The organism is Burkholderia sp. HMSC10F09, from assembly GCF_001806955.1.
Lineage (GTDB): Bacteria > Pseudomonadota > Gammaproteobacteria > Burkholderiales > Burkholderiaceae > Burkholderia > Burkholderia multivorans.
Genome location: NZ_KV786799.1, coordinates 1 through 24813 on the forward strand (window position 1 = coordinate 1; position 24813 = coordinate 24813).

Annotated in this window: 22 protein-coding genes, 1 pseudogene and 1 riboswitch; of the genes and pseudogenes, 13 read left to right on the top strand and 10 right to left on the bottom strand. The window is 68.2% G+C overall.

The features are described 5' to 3' along the window. On the bottom strand, positions 1–1850 hold a 1850-nt coding region (gene ftsH / locus HMPREF3115_RS19465; protein ID WP_070555649.1), incomplete at its 3' end, for an ATP-dependent zinc metalloprotease FtsH. 350 nt (positions 1851–2200) lie between these two features. Between ftsH and HMPREF3115_RS19470 the strand changes: the two genes are divergently transcribed. Further along, positions 2201–3865 (top strand): acid phosphatase, encoded by a 1665-nt coding sequence (locus HMPREF3115_RS19470; protein ID WP_070555651.1) that lies wholly within the window; start codon positions 2201–2203, stop codon positions 3863–3865. Between the two features lie 174 nt (positions 3866–4039). On the opposite strand, the gene HMPREF3115_RS19475 is transcribed toward HMPREF3115_RS19470, so the two are convergent. Further along, on the bottom strand, positions 4040–5905 hold the full coding sequence (locus HMPREF3115_RS19475) for a phosphoenolpyruvate carboxykinase (GTP) (RefSeq protein ID WP_006403485.1): 1866 nt from the start codon (positions 5903–5905) through the stop codon (positions 4040–4042). A gap of 871 nt (positions 5906–6776) precedes the next feature. Between HMPREF3115_RS19475 and HMPREF3115_RS19480 the strand changes: the two genes are divergently transcribed. From HMPREF3115_RS19480 to HMPREF3115_RS19500, 4 genes are all read left to right on the top strand, one after another. Beyond that, positions 6777–7472, top strand: a complete 696-nt coding sequence (locus HMPREF3115_RS19480) for a helix-turn-helix transcriptional regulator (protein WP_006410215.1) — start codon at positions 6777–6779, stop codon at positions 7470–7472. Positions 7473–7533: 61 nt separating this feature from the next. Continuing rightward, positions 7534–8514: a threo-3-hydroxy-L-aspartate ammonia-lyase gene (locus tag HMPREF3115_RS19485; protein WP_070555653.1), complete on the top strand. Its 981-nt coding sequence runs from the start codon at positions 7534–7536 to the stop codon at positions 8512–8514. Positions 8515–8604: 90 nt separating this feature from the next. Further along, positions 8605–8841 (top strand): hypothetical protein, encoded by a 237-nt coding sequence (locus HMPREF3115_RS19490; protein ID WP_006403480.1) that lies wholly within the window; start codon positions 8605–8607, stop codon positions 8839–8841. A 248-nt stretch (positions 8842–9089) separates the two neighbouring features. Continuing rightward, positions 9090–9908 carry a class I SAM-dependent methyltransferase gene (locus tag HMPREF3115_RS19500; protein ID WP_070555657.1) on the top strand — a complete coding sequence of 273 codons (819 nt, stop codon included), beginning with the start codon at positions 9090–9092 and terminating at the stop codon, positions 9906–9908. A gap of 22 nt (positions 9909–9930) precedes the next feature. On the opposite strand, the gene HMPREF3115_RS19505 is transcribed toward HMPREF3115_RS19500, so the two are convergent. Continuing rightward, positions 9931–10230: a hypothetical protein gene (locus HMPREF3115_RS19505; protein WP_006396988.1), complete on the bottom strand. Its 300-nt coding sequence runs from the start codon at positions 10228–10230 to the stop codon at positions 9931–9933. Positions 10231–10451: 221 nt separating this feature from the next. Then, positions 10452–10646: riboswitch (cobalamin riboswitch) on the top strand. 281 nt (positions 10647–10927) lie between these two features. On the opposite strand from HMPREF3115_RS19505, the gene HMPREF3115_RS19520 reads away from it, so the two are divergent. Both HMPREF3115_RS19520 and HMPREF3115_RS32600 read left to right on the top strand, forming a co-directional pair. Next, positions 10928–12856: a TonB-dependent receptor domain-containing protein gene (locus tag HMPREF3115_RS19520; protein ID WP_070555660.1), complete on the top strand. Its 1929-nt coding sequence runs from the start codon at positions 10928–10930 to the stop codon at positions 12854–12856. A gap of 50 nt (positions 12857–12906) precedes the next feature. Beyond that, positions 12907–13046: pseudogene (locus HMPREF3115_RS32600) on the top strand (3-hydroxybutyrate oligomer hydrolase family protein); the annotation flags it as partial. A 73-nt stretch (positions 13047–13119) separates the two neighbouring features. Here HMPREF3115_RS32600 and HMPREF3115_RS19525 read toward each other — a convergent pair. From HMPREF3115_RS19525 to HMPREF3115_RS19535, 3 genes are read right to left on the bottom strand one after another with little or no spacing between them, the layout of a single operon-like run. Then, a complete protein-coding gene (locus HMPREF3115_RS19525; RefSeq protein ID WP_070555662.1) occupies positions 13120–13464 on the bottom strand; it encodes a copper-binding protein in 345 nt (114 codons plus the stop codon). Between the two features lie 32 nt (positions 13465–13496). Further along, positions 13497–14288, bottom strand: a complete 792-nt coding sequence (locus HMPREF3115_RS19530; protein WP_065496492.1) for a DUF2182 domain-containing protein — start codon at positions 14286–14288, stop codon at positions 13497–13499. Then, entirely contained in the window at positions 14285–14929 is a 645-nt protein-coding gene (locus HMPREF3115_RS19535; protein ID WP_006408462.1) for a DUF1326 domain-containing protein, read from the bottom strand. Before HMPREF3115_RS19535 ends, HMPREF3115_RS19530 begins: the two co-directional genes overlap by 4 nt. A gap of 225 nt (positions 14930–15154) precedes the next feature. On the opposite strand from HMPREF3115_RS19535, the gene HMPREF3115_RS19540 reads away from it, so the two are divergent. Further along, positions 15155–16579, top strand: coding sequence for an MFS transporter (locus HMPREF3115_RS19540; protein WP_070555664.1), 1425 nt, complete (start codon positions 15155–15157; stop codon positions 16577–16579). Positions 16580–16707: 128 nt separating this feature from the next. On the opposite strand, the gene infA is transcribed toward HMPREF3115_RS19540, so the two are convergent. The 3 genes from infA to HMPREF3115_RS19555 form a co-directional block, all read right to left on the bottom strand. Next, positions 16708–16974: a translation initiation factor IF-1 gene (infA, locus tag HMPREF3115_RS19545; RefSeq protein ID WP_006396979.1), complete on the bottom strand. Its 267-nt coding sequence runs from the start codon at positions 16972–16974 to the stop codon at positions 16708–16710. A 103-nt stretch (positions 16975–17077) separates the two neighbouring features. Then, a complete protein-coding gene (locus HMPREF3115_RS19550; RefSeq protein ID WP_006396978.1) occupies positions 17078–17281 on the bottom strand; it encodes a cold-shock protein in 204 nt (67 codons plus the stop codon). A 306-nt stretch (positions 17282–17587) separates the two neighbouring features. Further along, positions 17588–18424, bottom strand: coding sequence for an FkbM family methyltransferase (locus HMPREF3115_RS19555; RefSeq protein ID WP_070555666.1), 837 nt, complete (start codon positions 18422–18424; stop codon positions 17588–17590). Between the two features lie 240 nt (positions 18425–18664). Between HMPREF3115_RS19555 and HMPREF3115_RS19560 the strand changes: the two genes are divergently transcribed. Then, entirely contained in the window at positions 18665–20053 is a 1389-nt protein-coding gene (locus HMPREF3115_RS19560; RefSeq protein ID WP_059940530.1) for a DHA2 family efflux MFS transporter permease subunit, read from the top strand. Between the two features lie 25 nt (positions 20054–20078). On the opposite strand, the gene HMPREF3115_RS19565 is transcribed toward HMPREF3115_RS19560, so the two are convergent. Further along, positions 20079–20456 (bottom strand): DUF4377 domain-containing protein, encoded by a 378-nt coding sequence (locus HMPREF3115_RS19565; RefSeq protein ID WP_053298508.1) that lies wholly within the window; start codon positions 20454–20456, stop codon positions 20079–20081. Between the two features lie 309 nt (positions 20457–20765). On the opposite strand from HMPREF3115_RS19565, the gene HMPREF3115_RS19570 reads away from it, so the two are divergent. The 4 genes from HMPREF3115_RS19570 (at position 20766) to HMPREF3115_RS19585 (ending at position 24760) form a co-directional block, all read left to right on the top strand. Next, the gene (locus HMPREF3115_RS19570; RefSeq protein ID WP_035487658.1) at positions 20766–21959 is read left to right on the top strand and encodes a tyrosine-type recombinase/integrase; all 1194 of its coding nucleotides are present in this window, start codon (positions 20766–20768) and stop codon (positions 21957–21959) included. Positions 21960–22113: 154 nt separating this feature from the next. Next, positions 22114–23802, top strand: a complete 1689-nt coding sequence (locus HMPREF3115_RS19575) for a purple acid phosphatase family protein (protein ID WP_070555668.1) — start codon at positions 22114–22116, stop codon at positions 23800–23802. A 116-nt stretch (positions 23803–23918) separates the two neighbouring features. Beyond that, positions 23919–24179: a hypothetical protein gene (locus tag HMPREF3115_RS19580; protein WP_006396970.1), complete on the top strand. Its 261-nt coding sequence runs from the start codon at positions 23919–23921 to the stop codon at positions 24177–24179. A gap of 278 nt (positions 24180–24457) precedes the next feature. Next, positions 24458–24760: a DUF4148 domain-containing protein gene (locus HMPREF3115_RS19585; protein WP_006412370.1), complete on the top strand. Its 303-nt coding sequence runs from the start codon at positions 24458–24460 to the stop codon at positions 24758–24760. Positions 24761–24813: the final 53 nt, after the last annotated feature.

Sequence of the window (24813 nt, forward strand, 5' to 3'; positions counted from 1 at the left end):
GGCGGGTCGGCGCGACCGTCGATCAGCGCCTGCAGCGCGTCGTGCTCGACCACCTCGCACTGCAGCAGCCGGCGCGCGATGCGCTCGAGCGCGTCGCGCCGTTCGCCGAGCGTCGCCGCGACGCGCGCATGCGCATCGGCGAGGAGCGTGCGCACCTCGTCGTCGATCAGACGCGCGGTATGTTCGCTGCAACGGCCGTCGCCCGGATGCCAGGCATTCGCGCTTCCCGTGCGGCCGTCGCCGTCGTCGAACGTCGCAAGCCCGAGCCGCTCGCTCATCCCGTACTGCATCACCATGTGGCGCGCCATCGCCGTCGCGCGTTCGAGATCGTTCTGCGCGCCGGTCGACACGTCGCCGAACGCGAGCTCTTCCGCGACGCGTCCGCCGAGCAGCACGTCGAGACGATCCATCAGTTCGCTCTTGCGCAGCACGTAGCGGTCCTCGGTCGGCACTTGCTGTGTATAGCCGAGCGCCGCGACGCCGCGCGGAATGATCGACACCTTCTTCACCGGATCGCAGTGCGCGCGGCACTGCGCGACGAGCGCGTGGCCGGCCTCGTGATAGGCGATCGTCGTCTTCTCCTGTTCGTTCATCACGCGGCTCTTGCGCTCCATGCCCGTCATCGCGCGGTCGATCGCCTCGTCGAAGTCGTCCATGCCGATCGCCGCGCGCCCGAGCTCGGCCGCGTGCAGCGCGGCTTCGTTCACGACGTTCGCGAGATCGGCGCCGACGAAGCCCGGCGTGCGCGACGCAAGCTCGCCGAGATCGACGTCGGCGGCCAGCTTCACGCGCTTCACGTGCACGCCGAGAATCTGCCGGCGACCGTTCAGATCGGGGCGATCGATCGCGATGTGCCGGTCGAAGCGGCCCGGACGCAGCAGCGCGGGGTCGAGGATCTCGGGCCGGTTGGTCGCGGCCATGATGATCACGCCGGAATTGGCCTGGAAGCCGTCCATCTCGACGAGCAGCTGATTGAGCGTCTGCTCGCGCTCGTCGTTGCCGGACATCGGGCCGACGCCGCGCACCTTGCCCAGCGCATCGAGCTCGTCGACGAACACGATGCACGGCGCCTTCTGCTGCGCCTGCTCGAACAAATCGCGCACGCGCGCGGCGCCGACGCCGACGAACATCTCGACGAACGCCGAGCCGCCGATCGAGAAGAACGGCACCGCGGCCTCGCCGGCGACCGCACGCGCGAGCAGCGTCTTGCCGGTGCCCGGTGCGCCGACGACCAGCATGCCCTTCGGAATCTTGCCGCCGAGCCGCTGATAGCGCTCGGGATTGCGCAGGAACGCGACGATCTGCTGCAGCTCGGCCTTCGCTTCGTCGATGCCGGCAATGTCGTCAAACGTGATGCCGGTTTCCTGCTGCACGTAGACGCGCGCGCGGCTCTTGCCCATCCCCGTGAAATCCTGCAGCCCGCCGCGTCGTCGCAGCATCAGCGTCCAGACGAACGCGAACGCGGCCAGCGGCAGCAGCCACGACGCGAGCGAGACGAGCCAGCTCGTATCCGGCGCGCCGCGGTAGCGGATGCCGGCTGCCGTCAGCGTATCGATCAGCCGCTCGTCGGGCACGCGCTCGGTCGTGAAGCGCCACGGCGCGCCGGCCGTCTTCGCGGCATCGGCATCGGACGCCGGCAGCATCGCGGCCGCCTTCGGCATGCGCAGCGTGCCCGAGATCGACGCGGAGCCGATCTCGAGATCGTCGACGAGCCGCGCATCGACGAGCCGGTGGAAATCGCTGTATGCGATCGACGTCGCCGCCGGCCGCAGCGTCAGCAATTGCGCGGCGAACAGCACGAAGAAACCCGCCGCGATCAGCAGCCCCGGGTAGTCGAATTTCCTGTCCATGGCATCGGCATGCGCGGCGAAGCCGCACGTCGTGCGCTTCGTCGTCGTTTCGTTTCGTCGCATCAATGACGCCGCGGCGTCGCCGCGGGCCTGCGCCGCCGCGCGGCATTCGCGCCGGCCGCCCGTCGCGACGCGCGGCCCGTCGATTCCAGTCTAGTTCGCGCACGCGCGTCTCGCATGCGCGGCCGCAGCACGCCGCGCGCGCCTTTCGCTGCCGGGCGCGGTCGCGCTATAGTCGCGTTCATGACAATTTCATGACAACGGCCGCCCGGTGCGGCGGCCGCAACCGCGCGGCGTCGGCCGAACGCCGGCGCATCGAGCGACATCCCAACCCGCGAGGAGCACACGACGTGAACGACACCCCCGATCGCCCCGACGACCTTCCCGACGATCCCGACCGCCGCCGTGTGCTCGGCGGCCTCGCCGCACTCGGCGCGGGCCTCGCGCTGAACGGCTGCGAAACCGCGCCCGGCGGCGCGCCGCGTTCCGTGGCCGACCTGCGCGTCGACGCAGCGCTGCGCCACCATGTGCGCCACATCGTCGTGATCTACGCGGAGAATCGCAGCTTCGCGAACCTGTACGGCGATTTCCCCGGCGTGCGCTATCCGTTGAGCGCGGTGGCGCCCGAGCAGGCGCAGCAGCTCGACCGCGACGGCAAGACGCCGCTGCCGGTGCTGCCCAAGATCTGGGGCGGCCTCGTGCCGCAGGCGCAGGAAGTGAACGGCAAGCGCTACATGATCGGCGAGCGCGACATCGACAAGCTGCCGAACGCGCCGTTCCAGCTGACGGACAAGGACGGCAAGCCGCTGCCGAACGGCGTGATCACGCGCGATCTGTGGCACCGCTTCTATCAGAACCAGATGCAGATCGCGGCGGGCCGCAACAACCAGTTCGCCGCATGGGCCGACTCGGGCGGCCTCGTGATGGGCCATTACCGCAATTCGGCCGACACGTTGCGCCTATGGAATCTCGCGCGTCAATACACGCTGTGCGACAACTTCTTTATGGCCGCATTCGGCGGCTCCTGGCTGAACCATATGTACCTGATCGGCGCACAGCCGCCGCGCTACCCGGATGCGCACAAGCACCCGCACGCGGCAAAGCTGCTGTCGGTGCTCGACGGCGACGATCCGGCCGGCACGCGGCTGAAGCTGGCCGCCGATTCGCCGGCGTCGGCGCTCGACGGCCCGCCGAAGTTCGTCGGCGACGGCCCGCTGACGCCCGACGGTTACGGCGTGAACACGATGGCGCCGCCGTACCAGCCGAGCTACGTGCCGCCGCCCGCGAACGGCAACTCCGCGTTCGCCGATCCGGACGACCATCGCGTGCTGCCGCCGCAGGTCTACGCGACGATCGGCGACCGGCTCTCGGAGAAGCAGATCGACTGGGCGTGGTATAGCGGCGCGTGGCAGTACGCGCTCGAGCATCGCGACACGGGCACCGTGCCCGATTTCCAGTACCACCACCAGCCTTTCAACTACTTCGCGAACTACGCGCCCGGCACCGAAGCGCGCCGCCGGCATTTGCGCGATGCAGGGCTCGGCGACGATCCGTCGACGAACCGCTTCATCGCCGACATCGACGCGGGCCGCCTGCCCGCCGTCGCGTTCTACAAGCCGCAAGGCAACCTGAACATGCATGCGGGCTACGCGGATGTCGAGTCGGGCGACCGCCACATCGCGACCGTGATCGAGCATATCCGGCGCGGGCCGCAGTGGGAGAACACGGTGATCGTGATGACACACGACGAGAACGGCGGCTGGTGGGATCACGTCGCGCCGCCGGTCGGCGACCGCTGGGGCCCAGGCTCGCGGATTCCCGCGCTCGTGATCGCGCCGTTCGCGAAAAAGGGCTACGTCGACCACACGCTGTACGACACGAACTCGATCCTGCGCTTCATCAGCCGCGTGCACGGCCTCGCGCCGCTCGACGGAATCGTCGCGCGCAACCAGGCATTCGCGGCACGCGGCGCGACGCCGCCCGGCGATCTGACCAACGCGCTCGATCTCGGTTGAGCATCTGTGGTCGTGCCGCGCGTGCGATCGACGAAGCGGCTCGCGGGACATCGTGCGCCGCGTCCCGCGGCAGTCGCATCCGCCGTCGCATCGCGTCGCCTTTCGTGTCGCTGAAAAAAACGCCCCGCTGCCGGTTCGGTGCCGACAGCGGGGCGTCGCGGACGATGCCGATCGTCAGGCGTCGAGACGCTGCTCGATCTTCTTCATCGTGTCGGTCAGTTCAGCCGGCAGCCGCAGCTTCAGCGTATCGAACAGCGCCGCGTGCAGCTTCAGCTCTTCGCGCCATTCTTCCGCGTTCATCGACGTGACCGCGTCGAACTGCTCGCGCGTGAAGTCGAGGCCGTCCCAGTGCAGATCGTCATACGCGGGCGACACGCCGAACGCATGCTCGCTGCCGCCGCCCTCGCCTTCGAGACGATCGAGCATCCACTTCAGCACGCGCATGTTCTCGCCGAATCCCGGCCATACGAAGCGGCCGTCCGCGTCCTTGCGGAACCAGTTCACGCAATAGATCTTCGGCAGCGTCGCGCCGGCGCGCTCCAGCTGCTTGCCGAGCTTCAGCCAGTGCGCGAAGTAGTCGCTCATGTTGTAGCCGCAGAACGGCAGCATCGCGAACGGGTCGCGCCGCACGACGCCCTGCTGGCCGGCGGCTGCAGCCGTCGTTTCGGAACCCATCGTCGCGGCCATGTACACGCCTTCGACCCAGTCGCGCGCTTCGGTCACGAGCGGCACCGTGGTCGAGCGGCGTCCGCCGAAGATGAATGCGTCGATCGGCACGCCGGCCGGGTTCTCCCAGTCGGCGTCGATCGACGGGCACTGCGCGGCCGGCGCGGTGAAGCGCGAGTTCGGATGCGCGGCCTTGCGGCCCGTTTCCTTGCCGATTTCCGGCGTCCACGTATTGCCTTGCCAGTCGGTCAGCTTCGCCGGCGGCGTGTCGGTCAGCCCTTCCCACCATACGTCGCCGTCTTCGGTCAGCGCGACGTTCGTGAAGATCACGTTTTCCTTCAGCGTCGCGAGCGCATTCGGATTCGTCTTCTCGCCGGTGCCGGGCGCGACGCCGAAATAGCCGGCCTCCGGGTTGATCGCGTAGAGCCGGCCGTCGGCGCCCGGCTTCAGCCACGCGATATCGTCGCCGATCGTCGTGACCTTCCAGCCGTCGAAGCCCTGCGGCGGAATCAGCATGGCGAAGTTCGTCTTGCCGCATGCGGACGGGAACGCGGCCGCGACGTGATACTTCTTGCCGGCCGGAGACGTCACGCCGAGGATCAGCATGTGTTCGGCGAGCCAGCCCTGATCGCGGCCCATCGTCGATGCGATCCGCAGCGCGAAGCATTTCTTGCCGAGCAGCGCATTGCCGCCGTAGCCGGAGCCGAAGCTCCAGATCTCGCGCGTCTCGGGGAAATGCACGATGTACTTGACCGGATTGCACGGCCACGGCACGTCCTGCTGACCAGGCTCGAGCGGATGACCGACGCTGTGCACGCACGGCACGAATTCGCCGTCTTCGCCGAGCACGTCGTATACGTCGCGTCCCATGCGCGTCATGATCCGCATGTTCACCGCGACGTACGGACTGTCGGACAGCTCGACGCCGATATGCGCGATCGGCGAGCCGAGCGGGCCCATCGAGAACGGCACGACATACAGTGTGCGACCGCGCATCGAGCCGCGGAACAGCCCGTCGAGCGTTTCGCGCATTTCGTCGGGCGCGATCCAGTTGTTGGTCGGGCCGACGTCGTCGCGCGACGCGGCGCAGATGAACGTGCGGTCTTCGACGCGCGCGACGTCCGACGGATCGGACTGCGCGAGATACGAGTTCGGGCGCTTCGCCGGATTCAGGCGCTTGAGCGTGCCCTGATCGACCATCGCCTGACACAGCGCGTCGTATTCGGCCTGCGAGCCGTCGCACCAGACGACGCGTTCGGGCTCCGTCAGTTCGGCGATGCGCGCGACCCAGTCGATCAGTTTGCGGTGTTTGACGAAAGCGGGGGGAGCGATCAGCGGGCCGTGTGTCGCTTCGGCCAGATTGTTGTGCGACATGATGACGTCTCCAGATTTATTGGGCGGGGATCGGGGATGCGGGCGAGGGCCGCGAGATGCGGAATGCGTGCGGAGGGCAGGATGCGGCGACGCGCAGGTCGGAGCGCGCGGATTCAGCGCGTGTCGATGCCGCGAGGCGTGCGAGAGAAAGTGAAGTCTCTTGAGAGGGTGCGAACGCGAGTTTCGCCATGCATGCAACCTGCCGAACAACTCCATGACGGCCAGCATACCATCGCCGATTTGGCCCGCGCGTTGCGTTGCAACAAGAAACAAATCTGACGAACCGTCGGCACGCGCGTTGCGTACCGGTCGTTTTTACTGCTTCGCTGCGCACCGCACGTCGGACGAAACGGCCGGAACGTCCGCCGCACAAGGGTTTCGCGGACGCGGCAATTTCGGCCTGTCGCGCAGCGACGCGTGCGCGACATCGACGGGTGGCGCGTGTCCGTGTTTTCGCTACTCAGGCAAACCCTGAATTAGGTTGCGTACACAAACATCTCTCTCGCGCGTACCCGATCAAAGCGGCGCGACAGACAATCGGGAGTAACACGCATCTCTTCGACCGCGTCATCGCGTTGCCCGCGCGTAGCCGTCGACTTCGAGCGACATCGACGGGACTAATCGCTGCACACCGCGCGATATTTTGCATGCCGTGACAAAACGTCTATACTTGGACGAACTGTCAAACAGGGAAAATCGCGCGTATCGGTCGCCTGTGGCCGCGCGTTGCGACTCCCGTTTCCTGCTGCCGGACCGACATGCACGATCGCCCTGCTTTGCGCTCTCTGTGTAGCCTGCCGAACCGAAACGGCATCCGTTTTCATGCCGGCGCGCGCATCGCAATCTCGCCGCACGCATGCGGAGTGCGTCGATGAAGCCGAAAGCGCGAACGTCCGCCGTTGCGCAAGCGAAGCGCACGAGCCGCCGGCCCGCCGCATCGGCGGTGTCGTTGAAATCGGAGCAGGCCTCGCTGATCGAACAGGTGCAGCGCATCGCCGAAGGGCTCGGCCAGATGTTCGCGCCGTTCACCGAAGTCGTCGTGCATGATCTGCGCACGCCGAAGCAGGCGATCCTCGCGATTCACAACAATCTGTCGGGCCGCGCGGTCGGCGAGCCGGCCACCGAACTCGGGCTCGCGCGCATCGCGGACGACGATTTCCCGCCGGTGCTCGCAAACTACCCGAACCGCTTCGCGGACGGCCGCACGGCGAAGAGCACCTCGATCGGTATCAAGGACTCGAGCGGGCGCTACGTCGCCGCACTGTGCCTGAATGCGGACGTCACGCTGTTCCGCGGCTTTCAGCACATGCTCGCGCAGTTCTGCAGCACCGACGGCGACGCGGTGCCCGACACGCTCGACCCGGCGGGCGCCGATGCGATCCGTCAGCGGATCGACGCGTTCGCGACGCGGCTTGCCGCCACGCCACGCGAGCTGAAGACGGAGCAGCGCCGCGAACTGATGCAGACGTTGAAGGCGGACGGTTTGCTCGAGATCCGGCGCGCGATGGAGATCGTGTCGCAGCATCTCGGCGTGTCGCGCGCGACGGTGTACAACGATGCGAAATGATGCACGGGCGCGGCATGCCGCCGTGCCCGGCTGTTGACGGACTCTTTCACTCGAGCGACTCATGAACAAATTGCCCCTCCCCAGCTTCGACGACGTTGCCGCCGCGGCGGCGAGAATCGCCGGCCACGCGCACCGCACGCCCGTGATGACGTCGCGCACGGTCGACGACGCGCTCGGCGCGCAGGTGTTCTTCAAGTGTGAGAACCTGCAGCGCATGGGTGCTTTCAAGTTCCGCGGCGCATTCAACGCGCTGTCGCGCTTCGATGCGGAGCAGCGCCGTCGCGGCGTCGTTGCGTTTTCGTCGGGCAATCATGCGCAGGCGATCGCGCTGTCCGCGCGCATGCTCGGGATTCCGGCGACGATCGTGATGCCGCAGGATGCGCCGGCCGCGAAGATCGCCGCGACGCGCGGCTACGGCGGCACCGTCGTCACGTACGACCGCTACACCGAGGATCGCGAGCAGATCGGCCGTGAACTCGCGGAACGCGACGGGCTCACGCTGATTCCGCCGTACGATCATCCCGACGTGATCGCCGGTCAGGGCACCGCGGCCATGGAGCTGTTCGACGAAGTCGGCCCGCTCGACGCGGTATTCACGCCGCTCGGCGGCGGCGGTCTGCTGTCGGGCACCGCGCTCGCCACGCGCGCGCTGTCGCCTAACGCGCGGCTGTACGGCGTCGAACCCGAAGCCGGCAACGACGGTCAGCAATCGTTCCGCTCGGGCGCGATCGTCCACATCGACACGCCGCGCACGATCGCCGACGGCGCGCAGACGCAGCATCTCGGCAACATCACGTTTCCGATCATCCGCCGCGACGTCGACGACATCCTCACCGCGACCGACGAGGAGCTCGTCGACTGCATGCGCCTGTTCGCGTCGCGTATGAAGATTGTCGTCGAGCCGACCGGTTGTCTGTCGTTCGCAGGCGCGCGACGCATGAAGGACGAGCTGAAGGGCAAGCGCGTCGGCATCGTGATCAGCGGCGGCAACGTCGATCTCGACGCGTTCAGCGCATTGCTCGCCAGCCGGCCGCAAGACTGAGCGAAGCGGCAACGCACCCTTCACGTCGCGTTAAGTTTCGCGACCTAGACTGACGAGGTGATCCCCGCAGTCCGTCGTGAAGGAGTTGCCATGAACACGCATGCGATCGTCGCCGCCGCATTGGCGGCCGCTTCCCTGTCGGCGTTCGCTCAACCGGCCGCCGTGCCGTCCGGTGCGCCGCTCGCCGCGCCGTGCGCCGCCGCGCCCTGCACGTCGCGCGCGTTGCCCGCGCCGCGCTTCGTCCTGGCGAAGATCGATCAGAACAATACGCCGCCCGATCGCGGCGGCGATCCGTCCGGCCGCTCGCACGGCGCGGCGCATCTGTAATGGCACAGACGGCGAACGCGAGTATCGGCCGTTCGCCCGCCCTGTTCAAGAAGCGATGCAGCCTGCGGCAAGCGAACCTGCATCATGCGTGCCCGACCCGCGTCGCGCGTTGCGCGTGCATACGCCCGCGTACCGACGCGCGCAGCACGACCATGCAGGAAAACGAGCGTGGCCGCACGCCACCGTGCGATCTACGCTGAGAGAACCGGCTCGTCCAACGGCGCGCATGTCGCGCAAAGGCGGCACCGATGCAACCCCATGATGCGGACACGCTGTTCGCCGGCTCGATCCCGGCGCTCTACGACACGCTCCTCGTGCCGCTGCTGTTCGAGCCGTACGCGATCGATCTCGCGAGGCGCGCCGCGATCATTGCGCCGACGCGCGTGCTCGAGCTCGCGGCCGGAACCGGTGCGCTGACGCGGGCGCTGTCCCGCGCGCTGCCGGACGGCACGACGCTCGTCGCAACCGACCTGAACCGGCCGATGCTCGATCGCGCGGCGGAAGTCGGCACGTGCCGGCCGGTCGTCTGGCAACAGGCCGACGCGCAGCGGCTGCCGTACGGCGACGCGAGCTTCGATCTCGTGATCTGCCAGTTCGGTGCGATGTTTTTCCCGGACAAGCCGCGCGCGTTCGCGGAAGCGCATCGCGTATTGAAACCGGGCGGCACGCTGCTGTTCAACGTGTGGGACCGGATCGCCGAAAACGAATTCGCCGATACCGTCACGCAGACGCTCGCGCGGCGCTACCCCGATCGTCCGCCCACCTTTCTCGCGCGCACGCCGCACGGCTACCACGATCGCGCGACGGTCGAAGCCGACGTGCGCGTGGGCGGCTTCTCGTCGCTGCTCTATTGCGACACGGTGCCGGCGCACAGCCGCGCAGCGACGCCCGGCGTGCCGGCGATCGCGTACTGCCACGGCACGCCGCTGCGCAACGAACTCGAGGCGATCGGTCCCGACACGCTGGCAGACGCGACCACCGCATGCACGGAGGCGATTGCCGAGCGGTTCGGTGCGGGGCCGGTGGACGGCAAGATCCAGGCGCACGTGTTCGGCGCGAGCCGCTGACGGCCGGCGCAGCCGGCGCGCACTACAGGATCAACGACGCAAGGATGCTGCACCACACCGCGATCGCGCCGCCGAGAAACACGCGCCGCGCGACCGCGATCTGCGTTTCGTCGTCCGCGCGCTTCATCGGCGACGTCGCGAAAAACGGCACGCTCCCGAGGCAGGCGAAGCCGGACAGCGCAAGCGCGATCACGACGTAGTCGCCGAACTGCCACGGCGTTTGCTCGTGCAGCCCCCAGTAGCCGAGGAACAGCATGCCCATCGAAAACATCGTCGCGGCGGCCGAACTGAGCGCGGTCACGGATCCTGTCGGAAATTGCATGGGCATCCTCCTGCGCGCATCGCGCGCGCCGCGTCATTATCCGGGCGCGCAGCAGGGCAGCGCAACGGCGCTGCGCCTGTCGTCGAGTGCGTTCCGCGACGATTCGTCATACCAAACGGGTGGCACGGCGCGTCGCAAATGCGGACCCGATGCCAGCCGCGGCGCGTGGTTTTTTCGCGCCGGTGCGTGCATGAAAGATTGACGCGCGAAAGCCCTGCCCCTTACCCTTGCGCGCTGATGGTTCCCGCGAGACGGGATCAAATGGGAACGCAGTGACGGCGCACGCCGGAATCTGCGGCTGCCCCCGCAACTGTAAGCGGCGAGTCCGTGCCCTTCGCGCCACTGGGAAACCGGGAAGGCGGGCACCGGGCGGCGACCCGCGAGCCAGGAGACCAGCCATCGACCGAGGTCCAAGCAGCCGCAACGGGCGGGGTGTCCCGATGCGCAAGCGCCGCCGCCGGCGGTCGCCCGTTGCAAGGACGGCCCGACCTCAGGATCCGTCAGATGTCCACCGCTTCCGCATCCGTTTGCCCGCGCACGGCACGCACGCTGCCGTGCGCGCGCGTTCGCGCGCCCGCGTGCAGCCGGTTCGGCGACACGAGCCGGCCTCGCCGGGCCACGCCACCGCCGCGCGACGGCGGCGCGCCCTGCGCCCACGTCGCCGCCACGCCCGCATCACGATAACGACTCACGCTTCATGAATCTCAGACATCTCCTTGCCACGACCACCGCCACCGCGTTCCTGTCGCCGCTCGCGCACGCCGCCGGCGACGGCGCGGCGCAGCAGCCGGCGCAGCCGTCGAACGACGCCGCGCTGCCGGCCATCACCGTTACCGACACGCGCCATCTGCCCGAATCGTTCGATCGCCGCTATGCGAGCACGCAGGTGCTCACGCGCGACGATCTCGACCGCCTGTCGCCGAGCGATCCGAGCATCACGCAGGCGCTCGCGACGCTGCCGGGCATCACCGTCTCGCAGAACGGCGGGCCGGGCTCCGCCGCGTCGGTCAGCATCCGCGGCTCGTCGGCGAACCAGGTCGCGGTGTTCGTCGACGGCATCCGGATCGGCTCGCCGACCACCGGCATCGCGCCGTGGTCCGACCTGCCGACCGAGGCATTCGAACGCGTCGAGGTGATTTCCGGGCCGGCCGCCGCATCGTTCGGCGCGAACGCGATGGGCGGCGTCGTGCAGTTGTTCACGCGCCGAGCGTCGAACCAGCCGAACCGCACGACGGTGTCGTTCGGCGGCGGCTCGAACAAGACGTTCGACACGCAGCTGCGTACGTCGGGCACGGTGCCGTCGACCGGACCGCTGGCCGCGCTCGGCGGCCTCACCTACTCGCTCGGCCTGCACGATTACGCGACGGCCGGCATCGACGCGACGCGGCCGTTCGCATACGGTCACGAGGACGGCCGCAATCCGTACCATGCGCAGGACGTCGACGCGCGGCTCGGCTACGCGCGCGACAACTGGTCGGTCTCGACGTTCGCGCTCTATCACCGCTCCGATCTGTCGTACGACAATGCCGGCGGTGCGAACCGCGAGCTCGATCATCAGCTGACGACCGGCGTATCGCTCCACGTCGACATCACACCCGACACGCAGTTCGATCAGTCCTTCGGTTATGCGAACGATCGGCAGTTCTTCTTTGCGGGCGATCGGACCATCGCGACCGACCGGATCGATTCGCAGCGAATCAGCACGTCGACGTCGCTGACGCATCAGACGCGCGGGCTCACGCTGCTCGGGCAGCCGCTGTCCGGCGAGACGAAGCTCGCGTACGACTTCACGCGCGAGCAGGCGTTCCTGCCGAATGACGTGGCGGGCGGCGTGCCGACGCGCAACGACTCCGCGTTCTCGCTGCATCAGTCGATCACGCTCGGCAAGGTCACGATGTTCATGGCGGGCCGTCACGAGATCATCGCCGGCCGCGCGGTCAACACCGGCAACGCGGCGCTCGCATGGGCGATCACGCCCGTCTACACCGCGCGCGTGTCGTACGGCAACGCGTTCCGGCTGCCGACCTTCAACGATCTGTACTACCCCGGCTACGGCAATCCGCGGCTCAGTCCGGAACGCAGCAATTCGGTCGAGGCGGCAGTCGACGCAAGCACGGCAATCGGTACGTTCACGGCCGCGCTCTACGACACGCGCGTTCACAACCTGATCGCATACGATCCCGTCACGTTCGGGCCGATCAATATCGGCCGCGCGCATATTCGCGGCATCGATCTGTCGTACAAGGGCACGCTCGGCCGCTCGACGGCCGTCAGCGTCGCGGTCGGCTTCCTGAATCCGCAGGACGTGACGAATCGGACATGGCTGAACCGCCGGCCGCGTCAGACCGTGAGCGTCAGCATCGATCACTCGTGGGACGAACTGCATCTGCATGCGCTGAGCACCGGCGCATCGCTGCTGTACGGCGGCACGACGTTCGACGATCCGGCCAACGCGACGTATCTGCCGTCGTATCTGACCGTAAGCCTGCGTGCGTCGTACCGGATCAATTCGCATCTGACGGTGTCGGCGCTGCTGTCGAACCTGTTCGACCGGCAGTACATGACGGCCTACGGTTACAACACGGTCGGCCGCACCGCGTTCGGCAAGATCGCCTATACGTTCTGATCGGACCGGGCGCGCTTAGGTACGCTTCGCTGCGCGGCGTGGCTCGAGTCGGTCATCTCGTCGATTTTGATTTGCTGCATGCATCGATGTGCGGCTCGCAGGGATCGCCGCGACCTCGGTCACGTATGCGAATGCGTCTACGCGCTCGCGCGTGACCGACAATCTCTGCAATTTCAATTTCACGACTACACGCTGGCGGTGTTACGTAGCGTCGTGGCGCGCGGGCGGCCCCGCATCGCGTCGACGACGATCAGGCCATCGCCTCAACGCACATTCACGAGCTTCACGAGCGTCAGCGTGCCGTTCACGCGTTCCACGCGCACCTTCACATGGTCGCCGACATGAATGCCGCCGAGCATCGCGGGATCGGCCGCCTTGAACGCCATCGTCATCGGCGGCATTCCGACGTTGCGCAACGCGCCGTGCTTCAACGTGACCATCCCGCTGCCGGCATCGATCCGCGTGACTTCGGCATCCGTCAGCGCCGCGTCCTGCGCCGACATCGTCGGCTGGCCGCCCTTCATATCGGCCATGTCGTCGGCCGCGGCCGGCACCGGCACCGCGGCGCTGATCGCGATCGAGACCGCCGCAACGCATCCGCTCTTCATCGACTGTCTCCCCGCGCATCCGCACGATGCGCTCAAACCAGCAACGTCGCGATCGCCCATCCGATCAGCACGATCCCGAGCGCACGACCGAACCGTTCGCCGCGCGGCGCGACCTTCTCGACGACGACGATCAGCGACAGCGCGGCAATCCAGACGACGTTCATCACGCCGCCGACGAAGAGCAGCGCCATCAGCAGCCAGCAGCAGCCGACGCAATAGAGCCCGTGCCGCACGCCGAGCACGAAGCTGCCGGCGAGCCCCGGCCGCCAGTGCGCGGTCAGAAAGCCGACCGGGGAGCGGCACTGGCGCAGACACGCGCGCTTGAGCGGCGAGAACTGATAGAGGCCGGCGAGTGCGAGCACGAGCGCCGAGAGCACGGCGCTTTTCGACCACAGCATCATGCCGGAGATGAGGCCGGCCGGCTGCAGTCCCTGCTGAAGCCATGCGGCCAATACGGAGAACGCGAGCCACGCAACCAGATAGCCGGCCAGCAGACACGCGGACAAGCGCGCCGATGTCCGCGCATCCGCGCCGCGATGCCGCAGCACGCGCCGGTACAGCAGCACGAGCGGCGCCGCACCGGGCGTCATCATCGCGATCATCATCGTCCACCACATCAGGATCACGGTCGGCAGCGACGGCGCCATGCTGCCCGGATCGTCCGGCAGCCGATGCGGAAAGAGCGCGACCGTCGTCATTTCGAGCGCGGACATGCCGGTGCCCGCGCCCGTCCACACGTAAAACCAGCACAGCGCGGCCACCGCCGCCATCGCAAGCAGCGTGACGGCGCGCTCGCGTCCGAGCAGCGGGTCTGCCGGGATCATGCCGCGACGCGATGCCGGATCAATCCGTGGTTGTTCAGGTGCAGTCGCGCGAACTGCGCATAGGTTCCGTCGAGGGTCAGCGCGATGTTGCCTTGCGAGCGACCGGTGCCCGAGCCGACTTCCGCCAGCTCGTATTCGAAGCCGTGCGGCAGATCGATCCGCACGCGGTGCGCGGCGCCGGTGACCGGGTTGCGGATCGGTTCGCCCGTCAGGTCGAACACGCCCTCGACATGAACGCGGCCGCGCCGTTCGTCGACGTCCACGTCGAAGTCGATCGTCGTGAAGATCGGATCGTACGCATGCTCGAGCGTCGAGGCGAACACCGCGAACATCGTCGCAAAGGGATCGGTGTCCTGACCGGTCATGATTTTCAGCACCGCGTCGCGCTGCGCGGGATCGGCGCGCGCATCGACGATCGGCTGGCAGCGCCCGTGGCCTTCGTGAATCGGCCCCGGCCACTGAAACACGACCGCGATCTTCACGCCGTCGAGCACCACGTCGCCGTAGTGGCCGCTGTCGATCGAAATCGCACCCATCGCTTCGCAGCCGCCGTGCGTCGGCGGTGCGTTGAACTGACAAGGGCAACCGTATGAGCAATTGCAGTTGATCAATTCGGTTCCCTGAATTTCCCAAGGCGTCATGGCTCCACCTCGCGCGCGCGGTGACACGTGTCACGCTTCGAAATCTAGTGCACGGCACCGGGAAAGCAAGGGCGCATCGGCCGCGCTCGCATGCCACGTCTGTCCGATGAAATCCTGTTGCCGGTACGCGGCCGCGACACGCGTCGCGCGCGACCTTGCGCAGCGCGCGCGATGCGCCGCGTCCGTGCCCTGCTCCTGACACGACGGTGTCAGCAGCACCGCGCTATGCTGAATCCATTCCAGTTCGCGGAGCGCTTCATCGTGCCGAACGACGGACATCCTTCTTCGCCCGCGCCGACGCGCGCGACGCATCCCGGCTTCACGCTACTGACCCTCTGTATCGCGGTGCTCGTCGCCCAGATCGACACCGCCGTCGTGAATCTCGCGACGCGCGCGATCGCCGACTATTTCCACGCGGGGGTCGGCGCGCTGCAATGGGTCGTCGACAGCTACAACCTCACGTACGCGGTCCTGCTGCTGACCGGCGGACTGCTCGCCGATCTCTACGGGCGCCGCCGGATCTTCATCGCGGGCACCGCGCTGTTCACGGTCGCGTCGCTGCTCTGCGCATTCGCGCCGACGGTCGGCGTGCTGATCGGCGCGCGGGCGCTCGCCGGCGTCGGCGCGGCGCTGCTGCTGCCGGCCTCGCTCGCGATCGTGCGCGTGGTATGGCGCGATCCGGTCGAACGCGGCCGCGCGCTTGGCATATGGGCTGCGTGCAACGGCGTCGCGATGGCGATCGGTCCGACCGTCGGCGGCGTCCTGATCCGGCACTTCGGCTGGCGCAGCATCTTCTTCGTCGTCGTGCCGCTCAGTGTCGCCGCGATGCTGTTCGCGATACCTGCCGTGCCCGAATCGTCGGACCGGCGCGGCCGGCACGTCGACGCGGGCGCGCAGGTCGCAGGCGCACTCGCGCTCGGCGGGCTCGCCTATGCGGCCATCGTGCTTCGCGATACGCCGGCCATCGCCGCGATCGGCTTCGCCGTCGCGCTCGTCGCGTTTCGCGTCTTCGTCGCGATCGAGCGCCGGCACGGCGCGGCCGCGCTCGTGCCGCTCGATCTGTTCCGGCTGCGCGCGTTTCGCGGCGCGATCGCGGCGACGACCGGCATGACGTTCGGCATGTACGGCGTGCTGTTTCTGCTGCCGCTCACCTGGCAGAGCGTCGGGCGACTCGACGCGACGGGCGCGGGCCTCGCGCTGCTGCCGATGGCGCTCGTGTTCGTTGCAGTATCGCCGTGCTCGGGCCGGCTGTCCGAGCAACTCGGACAGCGCGCGACGACGGCCGGCGGCGTAGCGGTGATTGCAGCGGGGCTCGGCGTGATCGGCGCATCGGCGGCGTCGCCGGCATTGATCGGCACCGAGATCGGCCTGGGCCTGACAGGACTCGGGATGGGGATTGCGACCGGGCCGTTGATGACGGTCGCGGTCGGCGCGGTCGATGCCGCGCGCTCGGGCACGGCCAGCGCGCTCGTCAATGTCGCGCGTATGGCGGGCGCAACGCTCGGCATCGCGGTGCTCGGCACGCTGTTCGCGGTGCTGCACGGCGGTCCGGCCGGGTTGCGCATCGCGATGTTCGCGGGCGCGGCGATTCAGCTCGCCGGCGCAGCGGCAGCGGCCGTCGGCGTGCGGCGCGAGCGCAAGCTCGCGTGATGCGGGTCGCGCGGAATCGCGATCGAAACGAGGAAAAAACGGCGCGCTCCCGTCCCTTTGCGGTCACGGTGCGCGCAGACCGACGCGGCCGACCGAAGGTCGGGGACGGCGGTCGAGCGACAGGACGCTCAGCGGCGCGGCTGCCCGCTGCGCGGCGGGCGCGCAGGCGCGCGATCGTCCTTGTGGCGGAAGTTGATGCGGCCCTTCGTCAGGTCGTACACCGACAGTTCCAGCGTCACGCGGTCGCCCGCGAGAATGCGAATATGGTTCTTGCGCATGCGGCCCGATGCGTATGCGCCGACCACAGCGCCGTTTTCGAGCGTCACGCGGTATTTGCTGTCGGGCAGCACTTCGTCGACGATTCCGTCCAGTTCCAGCAGTTCTTCTTTGGCCAAGCCGATTCCTCCAGACAACGTGAATGATCGCAAGCTGCAACGCGGCCTGCGCGACGCCGGCATGCAATGCGGGCGGGCCGCATGGCCACACCCGCGCGCGGTCTTACAGCGGCGTGATGTTCGACGCCTGCAGACCTTTCGGGCCGCGCTTCACTTCGTAGCTGACCTTCTGGTTGTCGGTGAGCGTCTTGAAGCCCGTACCGCGAATTTCCGAAAAGTGCGCGAACAGATCGTCGCCGCCGTTATCGGGACTGATGAAACCGAAACCCTTCGTTTCGTTGAACCACTTGACCGTACCGGTATCCATGCATGCTTCCTTGATGCGAATGAGTGAACGCACGCCCGCGACGGGCGCGAAAGAGAATCAAAGAGGGAGAGACCAACGACTGCCGCGTGCGACGCGGAGAAAGATGAGCAATCGAGCTTCTTGACGACTTCGATGTCGGACACTACCCGGTATTGCGTGCCGCGTCAAGGATTGCGGGCGCGGCGTTGGCGCGCAGCCGGTTCTCGCGCGCGGTGCGGTCCTCGCCCTGCCGCACGGAAACGCGGCGGCGGAACCGACGATGCCCGCCCGCATCGCTTCGCTTCGATCGCCGCCGCCGCCAGCATGTTACGCAGGCGCGAACCGCACGCGCCGCCACGCATCGGGATCGCGGCAGACGCCTTCGCTGTCGCGCGTCACCTCGACGAGCCCGTGCATCTCGCCGCGTTCGCGCGGAATGCAGACGAGATCGAACGACCATACGCCGTCGAACACGTTCTCCGGATTGCCGGCGAAATTCAGCCGGTTGAACAGCGGCGTGATGAAGTACCACACGCGATAATCGAGCGCGGCGAACGCGTCGAGCATCGCCTTCGACATGTCGCCGGCGTAATGGCTCAGATACTCGACGTAGACGATCGGACGCAATGCGCGCAGCGTCTCGCGCGCACCGCGGATGACGTTCATCTCGAAGCCCTCGACGTCGGCCTTCAGGAAATCGAGCCGCGTCAATCGCAGCGAATCGATCGTGCGCAGCGGCACGGATTCGGCGCGCGGCGCCGGATGAAGCAGCGACGACGCACCGAAGTTGTTCGGCGCACGCGGATCGACGAGCGGAAATTCGACGACGCCGTCCGCATCGCCGATCGCGTACTGATACGCCTGCACGTTGAGGCGCTCGTTCAGCGCGAGGTTCGCGCACAGCAACTGGAACGTGTGGCGTTGCGGTTCGAACGCGAACACCGTGCCGCTATCGCCCACCGCACGCGACAACATCACCGTATGCGAGCCGAGGTTCGCGCCGGCTTCGGCGACCGTATCGCCTTCGCGGATCATCTGTGCGAACAGAAACGGCTCGGGCTCCGACCATTCGCCGTACAACGCGAGACTTCGGCCGACGAATTCGTCGTTGGTGTTGAACAGCATCGTGCCGTAGCGGCATCGTTGTTGCGCGTACAGTGGCATCGCATCCCCCGATGATTGTCATTGTCCGCGCGATTATAGGCGGCGCGGTTGCCCGATGAACAGCGCGCGGCGTGGCGGGCGGCGCGATGCCGCACGCCGACGCATGACGGCCGCGCCGGCTCGAGCGTATTGCGCTCGGCACCTTCCCGAGCGCCATCGGAATCGGTACCATCGACTGCTTGAAAAACCGGTCGCACGCCGCACTGGCGTTGCGCCGAACGCCGCACGCCGAATTTCGCCATGTCCCGGGACGCTTCTCACACCGCGCTGCTCTGGATCGTCGCTGCTGCCTTCTTCATGCAGTCGCTGGATACGACGATCGTCAATACCGCCTTGCCGTCGATTGCACAGGGCCTGCATGCCTCGCCGCTCGCGATGCAGCCGGTCGTGGTCGTCTATACGCTGACGATGGCGATGCTGACGCCGGCGTCCGGCTGGCTCGCGGACCGCTTCGGCACGCGCCGCGTGTTTTCGCTCGCGATCTTCGTGTTCGTGCTTGCGTCGATCGGATGCGCGGCATCGCATACGCTCGGTCAGCTCGTCGCGGCGCGCGCGTTGCAGGGGGTCGGCGGCTCGATGCTGCTGCCGATCGGCCGGCTCGCGGTGCTGCGCCGCGTGCCGGGCGAACAATACGTATCGGCGCTCGCGTTCGTCTCGATCGCGGCGCAGCTCGGGCCGATCGTCGGACCGACGCTCGGCGGCTGGCTCACGCAGGCGATCTCGTGGCACTGGGTATTCATCGTCAACGTGCCGGTCGGCGCGATCGGCCTCGTCGCCGTGCAGCGCTTTCTGCCGCACGACCAGGCGACGCAGCCGCCGCCGTTCGACTTCATCGGCTGTGCGCTGCTGTCCGTCGCGATGGTAGCGCTGTCGCTCGCGATCGACCCGCCGATGGCCTCGCAGCGCGGTGCGTGGGCGACTGCGCTCGCCGTAGTCGGGCTTGCCAGCGCGCTCGCCTATCTGCCGCATGCGCGCCGGCGCGCGCAGCCGCTGTTCCGCCTCGGGCTGTTTCGCGAGCCCAATTTCGGTGCGGGGCTGCTCGGCAATCTGCTGTGCCGGATCGGCACGAGCGCGCTGCCGTTCATGCTGCCGCTGCTGATGCAGGTGCAGCTCGGCTACACGCCGTTGCAATCGGGGATGATGATGCTGCCTGCCGCGATCGCGGGCGTCGTCGCGAAGCGCTGGATCGCACCGCTCGTCCGGCGTTTCGGCTACGCGGCGTTTCTCGTCGTGAATACGGGCATCGTCGGCAGCGCGATCGCCGGCTTTGCGCTGGTGTCCGCGCGGCCGGCGCCCGTGCTCGAGATCGCGCTGCTCGTCGTGTTCGGCGCGGCGAACTCGATGCAGTTCGCGGCGATGAACAGCGTGACGCTCAAGGGGCTGTCGCACGCCGATGCGGCGAGCGGCAACAGCCTCTTCACGATGATGCAGATGCTCGCGATGGGTCTCGGCGTATCGATCGGCGGCGGACTGATCAACCTGTTCGCCGCGCGCCTCGGCTCGACCGCGAGCGGCTTCATGCTCGCGTTCGTCTGCATGGGCGCGGTCACGCTGCTGTCGTCGCTCGTGTTTCGGCGCATCGATACGCCGGCCGTGCCGCGTCCCGCGACGTCGCGGCCCGCCGCGTGACGCGCGCGGCACGCCCCGGCCGCGTTCAGTTCGCGGGCCGTCGCTCGATGACGCGCTTGAGCACCCAGCGGATCGACGAGCGGTCCGCCGGCGGCTGCGCGACGCGATATTCGTCGATCTGCAGCGTGTACGTGTATCCGGGCTGATACGCGAAGCCTTCGATACCGGCATACCACAACGTCCACGGCGCGTTCGGGTCGCTGCGCACCTGCAGGCAGTCCATCGGCGCGACGCCGGTGCAGCGCACGGTCTGCGGCGCGACGTAGACGGTTTTCGTGACGGGTCGGTCCTCATCGGCACGCGCGGCCGCGGCAGTCGTCGCCGCGCCGGTCTGGCAGCCGGTCAGCAGCGCGCCGGCGGCAAGCGCGAGCGCGCCGAACAGCAGGCGGGAGTGTCGAATCATCGGGTGTTCCTCCAAAAGCAAAAGGCGCAGTTAGACGAGTGCCGCGCCCGATCGTTCATCGATCGACGTCGAACGTGCCGCATCGCGGTCCTTCGCGCAACGTCGACACGCGGTGCGCATGCGTCGGTCCGCTCGCTGCGCCATCGATGCCATACGACGCGCCGCAGCCGTCATCGCGGATCGCCGGCCGCGCGTGCATCGTGTACCATCGGCGCTTCCCGATCGACGCGGCCGCGCGTGCATCCGACGACGATGGCGATCGCGATCGCGACGTTCGCCGTTTCATCCGCCGCGCCCTCATCGCTTCATATGACTTCACCCGTCCCGCCCGACCGTGCGCTGCGCCCGCTGCCGATCGACACGCTGACCGTGCCGGCCGCGCTCGACGGGCGCACGGGCGCGAACCGCGCGACCGGCGCGCGTGCGCAGATCGCGGCGACGAACGATCTCGACGCGGTGCGCGCGTGGCTGGCGCGTTTCGTCGATACGCCGACGACCTTCCAGAACTATCGCAAGGAAGCCGAACGCCTGCTGCTGTGGGCCGTGATCGCATGCGGCAAGCCGCTGTCGTCGCTGACGCACGAGGATCTCGTCGCGTATCGGCAGTTTCTGCTCGCGCCCGCGCCCGCCGACGTCTGGTGCGCGAACGGCGGCCGCAAGCATCCGCGCGGCGACCCGCGCTGGCGCCCGTTCTATGGACCGCTGTCGCCGGCGAGCCAGCGTCAGGCGATGGTGATCCTGAACGCGATGTTCTCGTGGCTCGTGCAGGCCGGCTATTTGGCCGGCAATCCGCTCGCGCTGTCGCGACAACGACAGCGGCGCCCCGCGCCTCGCATCACACGCCATCTCGGGCCGCCGCTCTGGCAGGCAGTGAAGGACGCGATCGCCGCGCTGCCGCGCGACGATGCGCGCGCGTCGTTCCATGCGGATCGCGCGCGCTGGGTCTTCACGCTGCTGTATCTCGGCGGGCTGCGCATCACCGAAGCCGCCGAGACGACGATGGGCCGGTTCTTCTGCCGGCGCGATGCGAGCGGACGCGATCGCTGGTGGCTCGACGTGACGGGCAAAGGCGGCCGCCGCCGGCTCGTGCCGGCGACCGACGAACTGATGACGGAGCTCGCGCGCTACCGGCGCGCGCACGGTCTCGCACCGCTGCCCGTCGCCGACGAAGACACGCCGCTCGTACTGCCGTTCGGCCAGGCGCGCCGGCCGCTCACGCGCGCGGCGCTGCACCGGATCGTCAAGCAGGTGTTCCGCCACGCGGCCGACCGCCTGCGCACGCAAGGCGACGCCGGCGCCGAACAAGCGCGCGTGCTCGAACAGGCGTCGGCTCACTGGCTGCGTCACAGCGCCGGCTCGCACATGGCGGACGGACGCGTCGACCTGCGGCTCGTGCGCGACAACCTCGGCCACGTGTCGCTGACGACGACGAGCCAATACCTGCACGCGGACGACGACTGGCGACATCGCGAAACCGAGGAAAAGCACCGCATCGACTGGTAGACGGCGCGTGCCGCGAGGCTGTCACATCGCGGCAAAACTGTGCGCCGACAATGCGCGTCACCGGGATCCCGCTCGTTTCCGGCTCGTGCTCCGGCCGCGCGCACGCTCGCGCGGCCGCGTGCTTGCGCATCCTCGTGCCCAACCCAGAACGATCATGTCGAACCACGACCCTTCCTCGCTTCCGCCGAACGAGCCGGCCGCCTCCGTGTCGCGCCGCGGCTTTCTGAAACTCGCCGGCGTGTCCGGCTTCGCGACCGCCGCAGGCGGACTCGCGGCCGCCGGCAAGGCCGCCGCCGCGAATCCGGACGGCACGCCCGAACAGATCCACCTGACGTGGGGCAGCGACCCGACGTCGGAAGTCGTGATCTCGTGGGCATCGCTCGCACCGGCCGTCAATCCGCGCGCACGCATCGTCGCCGACGGCGAGCCGCCGCGCACCGTGCACGGCGTGCAGCGCCTGTATACGGACGGGCTGAACGGCGACACCGTGTTCACGTACCACGCACGCGTGCACGGGCTGAAGCCGAACACGCGCTATCGCTACGAAGTCACGGCCGACAACGACAGCAACGCCGCGCAGCCGTTCGCCGCGGCGTTTACGACGGCGCCGCGCGGACGCGCGCCGTTCCGCTTCACGAGCTACGGCGACCTCGCGACGCCGAACGGCGCCTGGGTGCTGTCGTCGCCGCAGAGCCGCTTCGCGGTGCAGGCGGTCGAGCAGTTCCAGCCGCTGTTCCATCTGCTGAACGGCGACCTCTGCTACGCGAACCTGAACCCGGCGCATCAGCCCGACGTATGGCGCGACTTCGGCAACAACAACCAGACGTCGGCCGCGAATCGTCCGTGGATGCCGTGCCCCGGCAATCACGAGATCGAGTTCAACAACGGCCCGCAGGGGCTCGACTCGTATCTCGCGCGCTATACGCTGCCCGACAACGGCACGCGCTTTCCGGGGCGCTGGTACAGCTTCCGCGTGAGCTCGGTGCTGTTCATCTCGCTCGATGCGGACGACGTCGTCTATCAGGACGCGGCCGCGTTCGTCGCCGGGCCGGACCCACTGGTGCCGGCCGCGAGCACCGGCCGCCCGCCGATCGCGCCCGGCACGTCGTTCTACGTGCGCGGCTACAGCCAGGGCGAGCAGACGCGCTGGCTCGAGCGCACGCTGCGTCACGCGTCGCACGACGACGGGATCGACTGGATCGTCGTGCAAATGCACCAGGACGCGCTGAGTTCGTCGAAGACGGGCAACGGGTCGGACAAGGGCATCCGCGAAGCCTGGCTGCCGCTGTTCGACCGCTACGGCGTCGATCTCGTGCTGTGCGGTCACGATCACGACTACGAGCGCAGCTTCCCGGTACGCGGCTGCAATCACCGCGCGGGCGTCGATGCGAAGACGGGCGAAGTGGTCGACACGCTGCAGCCGCGGCCGGTCGGGCCGACCGATCCGGATCGCAGCCAGTTCGACACGAGCCACGGGACGATTCACCTGATTCTCGGCGGCGGCGGCACGAGCGCGCCGCTCGACGTGTACGGCGAAAACCCGGCGACCGGTTATGCGCAGGCGAAGGTCTTCACGAAGCCGAATCGACCGGTGCCGGGCACGGCGCCGAACACGTTCGTGCGCGCGGGGGCCGATGCGCTCGAGGACGCGATATGGTCCGCGCGGCGCGACACGGGGACCGGCTACGGCATCGCGGTGTTCGATCACGATCCCGGCGAGCCGGGCGGACACACGACGATCACGATGCGCTACTACCACGCGCCCGGCGCCGATCAGCACCCGACCGCGCAATACGAACTGTTCGAGACGATCCAGCTGACGAAGAAGCGGCGCGATCGCTGACGCGCGCCCGCTCGCCGCGCCGCCTGCCGCGCCTCGCGCGCGGCCGGCGGCCGGCCAGTCGGCGCGGCACGCGGCGGTGTCGGCAGCGTTGCGCCGACACGCGTTAGACTGTCTCGATGGAACAATGCCGCTACTGCCACCGAATCCGCGATGAATGGGATTGCCACGGCGACGAATGCCGGCGTGCAATCGCGAAGGCGCTGCGCCGGCAGCGCGCAGGGCTGCCGATGGTGCCCGATCGCATCCGCAACGAAATTCCGTCCGGCGCGCCGACCCAGCAGGTGATCGCCGTGCTGTCGCGCCAGCGCCTGCGCGCACGGCGCGGCAACGAAGAACGCCGCGAGCGCAAGGAAATCGACGACGCGGACAGCGTCTGACCCCTTGCAGCCGCTGGGGCCGATCCGGCTCCGGCGCCGGAGAAAGCGCCCCACCGCATGCACGACGCCTAACCATGCGGCCGCCCGCGCGCCACGCCCTTGCACGGTCTGCAATACGTCATGGGGACGGATCGCTTTATCCCGAAATTGTTGCGTTGCAGACAAGGATCTTTCGTCCAAATCCACGTTTACCCTAAGTCACCCGACGCCTACGATGTAATCAACCGCTGACGACATGGTGTCGAACGCGGAAAGCCAATACAACATCGGAGGTCATCATGAAATCGCTCGTTTATGCAGTCGCTGCCGCCACCGCCCTGTCCGCTTCGTTCGGCGCTTTCGCGCAAAGCACCGTGACGCGTGCGCAGGTCCGCAACGAACTCGTGCAGCTCGAACAAGCCGGCTACAAGCCGAGCCAGGCCAGCCCGCACTACCCGGCCGACATCCTCGCCGCGCAAGCGCGCGTGAACGCCCAGGCCGACAACAGCGGCTACGGCGTCCAGCCGGCGCCGGTCGTCCAGGGCGGCGCGCCGGCCGCGAAGGTGCAGAACCCGCGCGACTCGGTCTACTTCGGCCACTAAGCCGCGCCTCGCGCGCCGCGCACGCGGCGCCGCAGATGCAACGAGCCCGTCCC

What these genes read in the sequence shown, in the direction of transcription:
- HMPREF3115_RS19475 (WP_006403485.1), bottom strand. Translation starts at nt 5,905, where the DNA reads ATGTCGCACAACAATCTGGCCGAAGCGACACACGGCCCGCTGATCGCT.
- HMPREF3115_RS19480 (WP_006410215.1), top strand. Translation starts at nt 6,777, where the DNA reads ATGAAGCCGAAAGCGCGAACGTCCGCCGTTGCGCAAGCGAAGCGCACG.
- HMPREF3115_RS19485 (WP_070555653.1), top strand. Translation starts at nt 7,534, where the DNA reads ATGAACAAATTGCCCCTCCCCAGCTTCGACGACGTTGCCGCCGCGGCG.
- HMPREF3115_RS19490 (WP_006403480.1), top strand. Translation starts at nt 8,605, where the DNA reads ATGAACACGCATGCGATCGTCGCCGCCGCATTGGCGGCCGCTTCCCTG.
- HMPREF3115_RS19500 (WP_070555657.1), top strand. Translation starts at nt 9,090, where the DNA reads ATGCAACCCCATGATGCGGACACGCTGTTCGCCGGCTCGATCCCGGCG.
- HMPREF3115_RS19505 (WP_006396988.1), bottom strand. Translation starts at nt 10,230, where the DNA reads ATGCAATTTCCGACAGGATCCGTGACCGCGCTCAGTTCGGCCGCCGCG.
- HMPREF3115_RS19520 (WP_070555660.1), top strand. Translation starts at nt 10,928, where the DNA reads ATGAATCTCAGACATCTCCTTGCCACGACCACCGCCACCGCGTTCCTG.
- HMPREF3115_RS19525 (WP_070555662.1), bottom strand. Translation starts at nt 13,464, where the DNA reads ATGAAGAGCGGATGCGTTGCGGCGGTCTCGATCGCGATCAGCGCCGCG.
- HMPREF3115_RS19530 (WP_065496492.1), bottom strand. Translation starts at nt 14,288, where the DNA reads ATGATCCCGGCAGACCCGCTGCTCGGACGCGAGCGCGCCGTCACGCTG.
- HMPREF3115_RS19535 (WP_006408462.1), bottom strand. Translation starts at nt 14,929, where the DNA reads ATGACGCCTTGGGAAATTCAGGGAACCGAATTGATCAACTGCAATTGC.
- HMPREF3115_RS19540 (WP_070555664.1), top strand. Translation starts at nt 15,155, where the DNA reads ATGCTGAATCCATTCCAGTTCGCGGAGCGCTTCATCGTGCCGAACGAC.
- HMPREF3115_RS19550 (WP_006396978.1), bottom strand. Translation starts at nt 17,281, where the DNA reads ATGGATACCGGTACGGTCAAGTGGTTCAACGAAACGAAGGGTTTCGGT.
- HMPREF3115_RS19555 (WP_070555666.1), bottom strand. Translation starts at nt 18,424, where the DNA reads ATGCCACTGTACGCGCAACAACGATGCCGCTACGGCACGATGCTGTTC.
- HMPREF3115_RS19560 (WP_059940530.1), top strand. Translation starts at nt 18,665, where the DNA reads ATGTCCCGGGACGCTTCTCACACCGCGCTGCTCTGGATCGTCGCTGCT.
- HMPREF3115_RS19565 (WP_053298508.1), bottom strand. Translation starts at nt 20,456, where the DNA reads ATGATTCGACACTCCCGCCTGCTGTTCGGCGCGCTCGCGCTTGCCGCC.
- HMPREF3115_RS19570 (WP_035487658.1), top strand. Translation starts at nt 20,766, where the DNA reads ATGACTTCACCCGTCCCGCCCGACCGTGCGCTGCGCCCGCTGCCGATC.
- HMPREF3115_RS19575 (WP_070555668.1), top strand. Translation starts at nt 22,114, where the DNA reads ATGTCGAACCACGACCCTTCCTCGCTTCCGCCGAACGAGCCGGCCGCC.
- HMPREF3115_RS19580 (WP_006396970.1), top strand. Translation starts at nt 23,919, where the DNA reads ATGGAACAATGCCGCTACTGCCACCGAATCCGCGATGAATGGGATTGC.
- HMPREF3115_RS19585 (WP_006412370.1), top strand. Translation starts at nt 24,458, where the DNA reads ATGAAATCGCTCGTTTATGCAGTCGCTGCCGCCACCGCCCTGTCCGCT.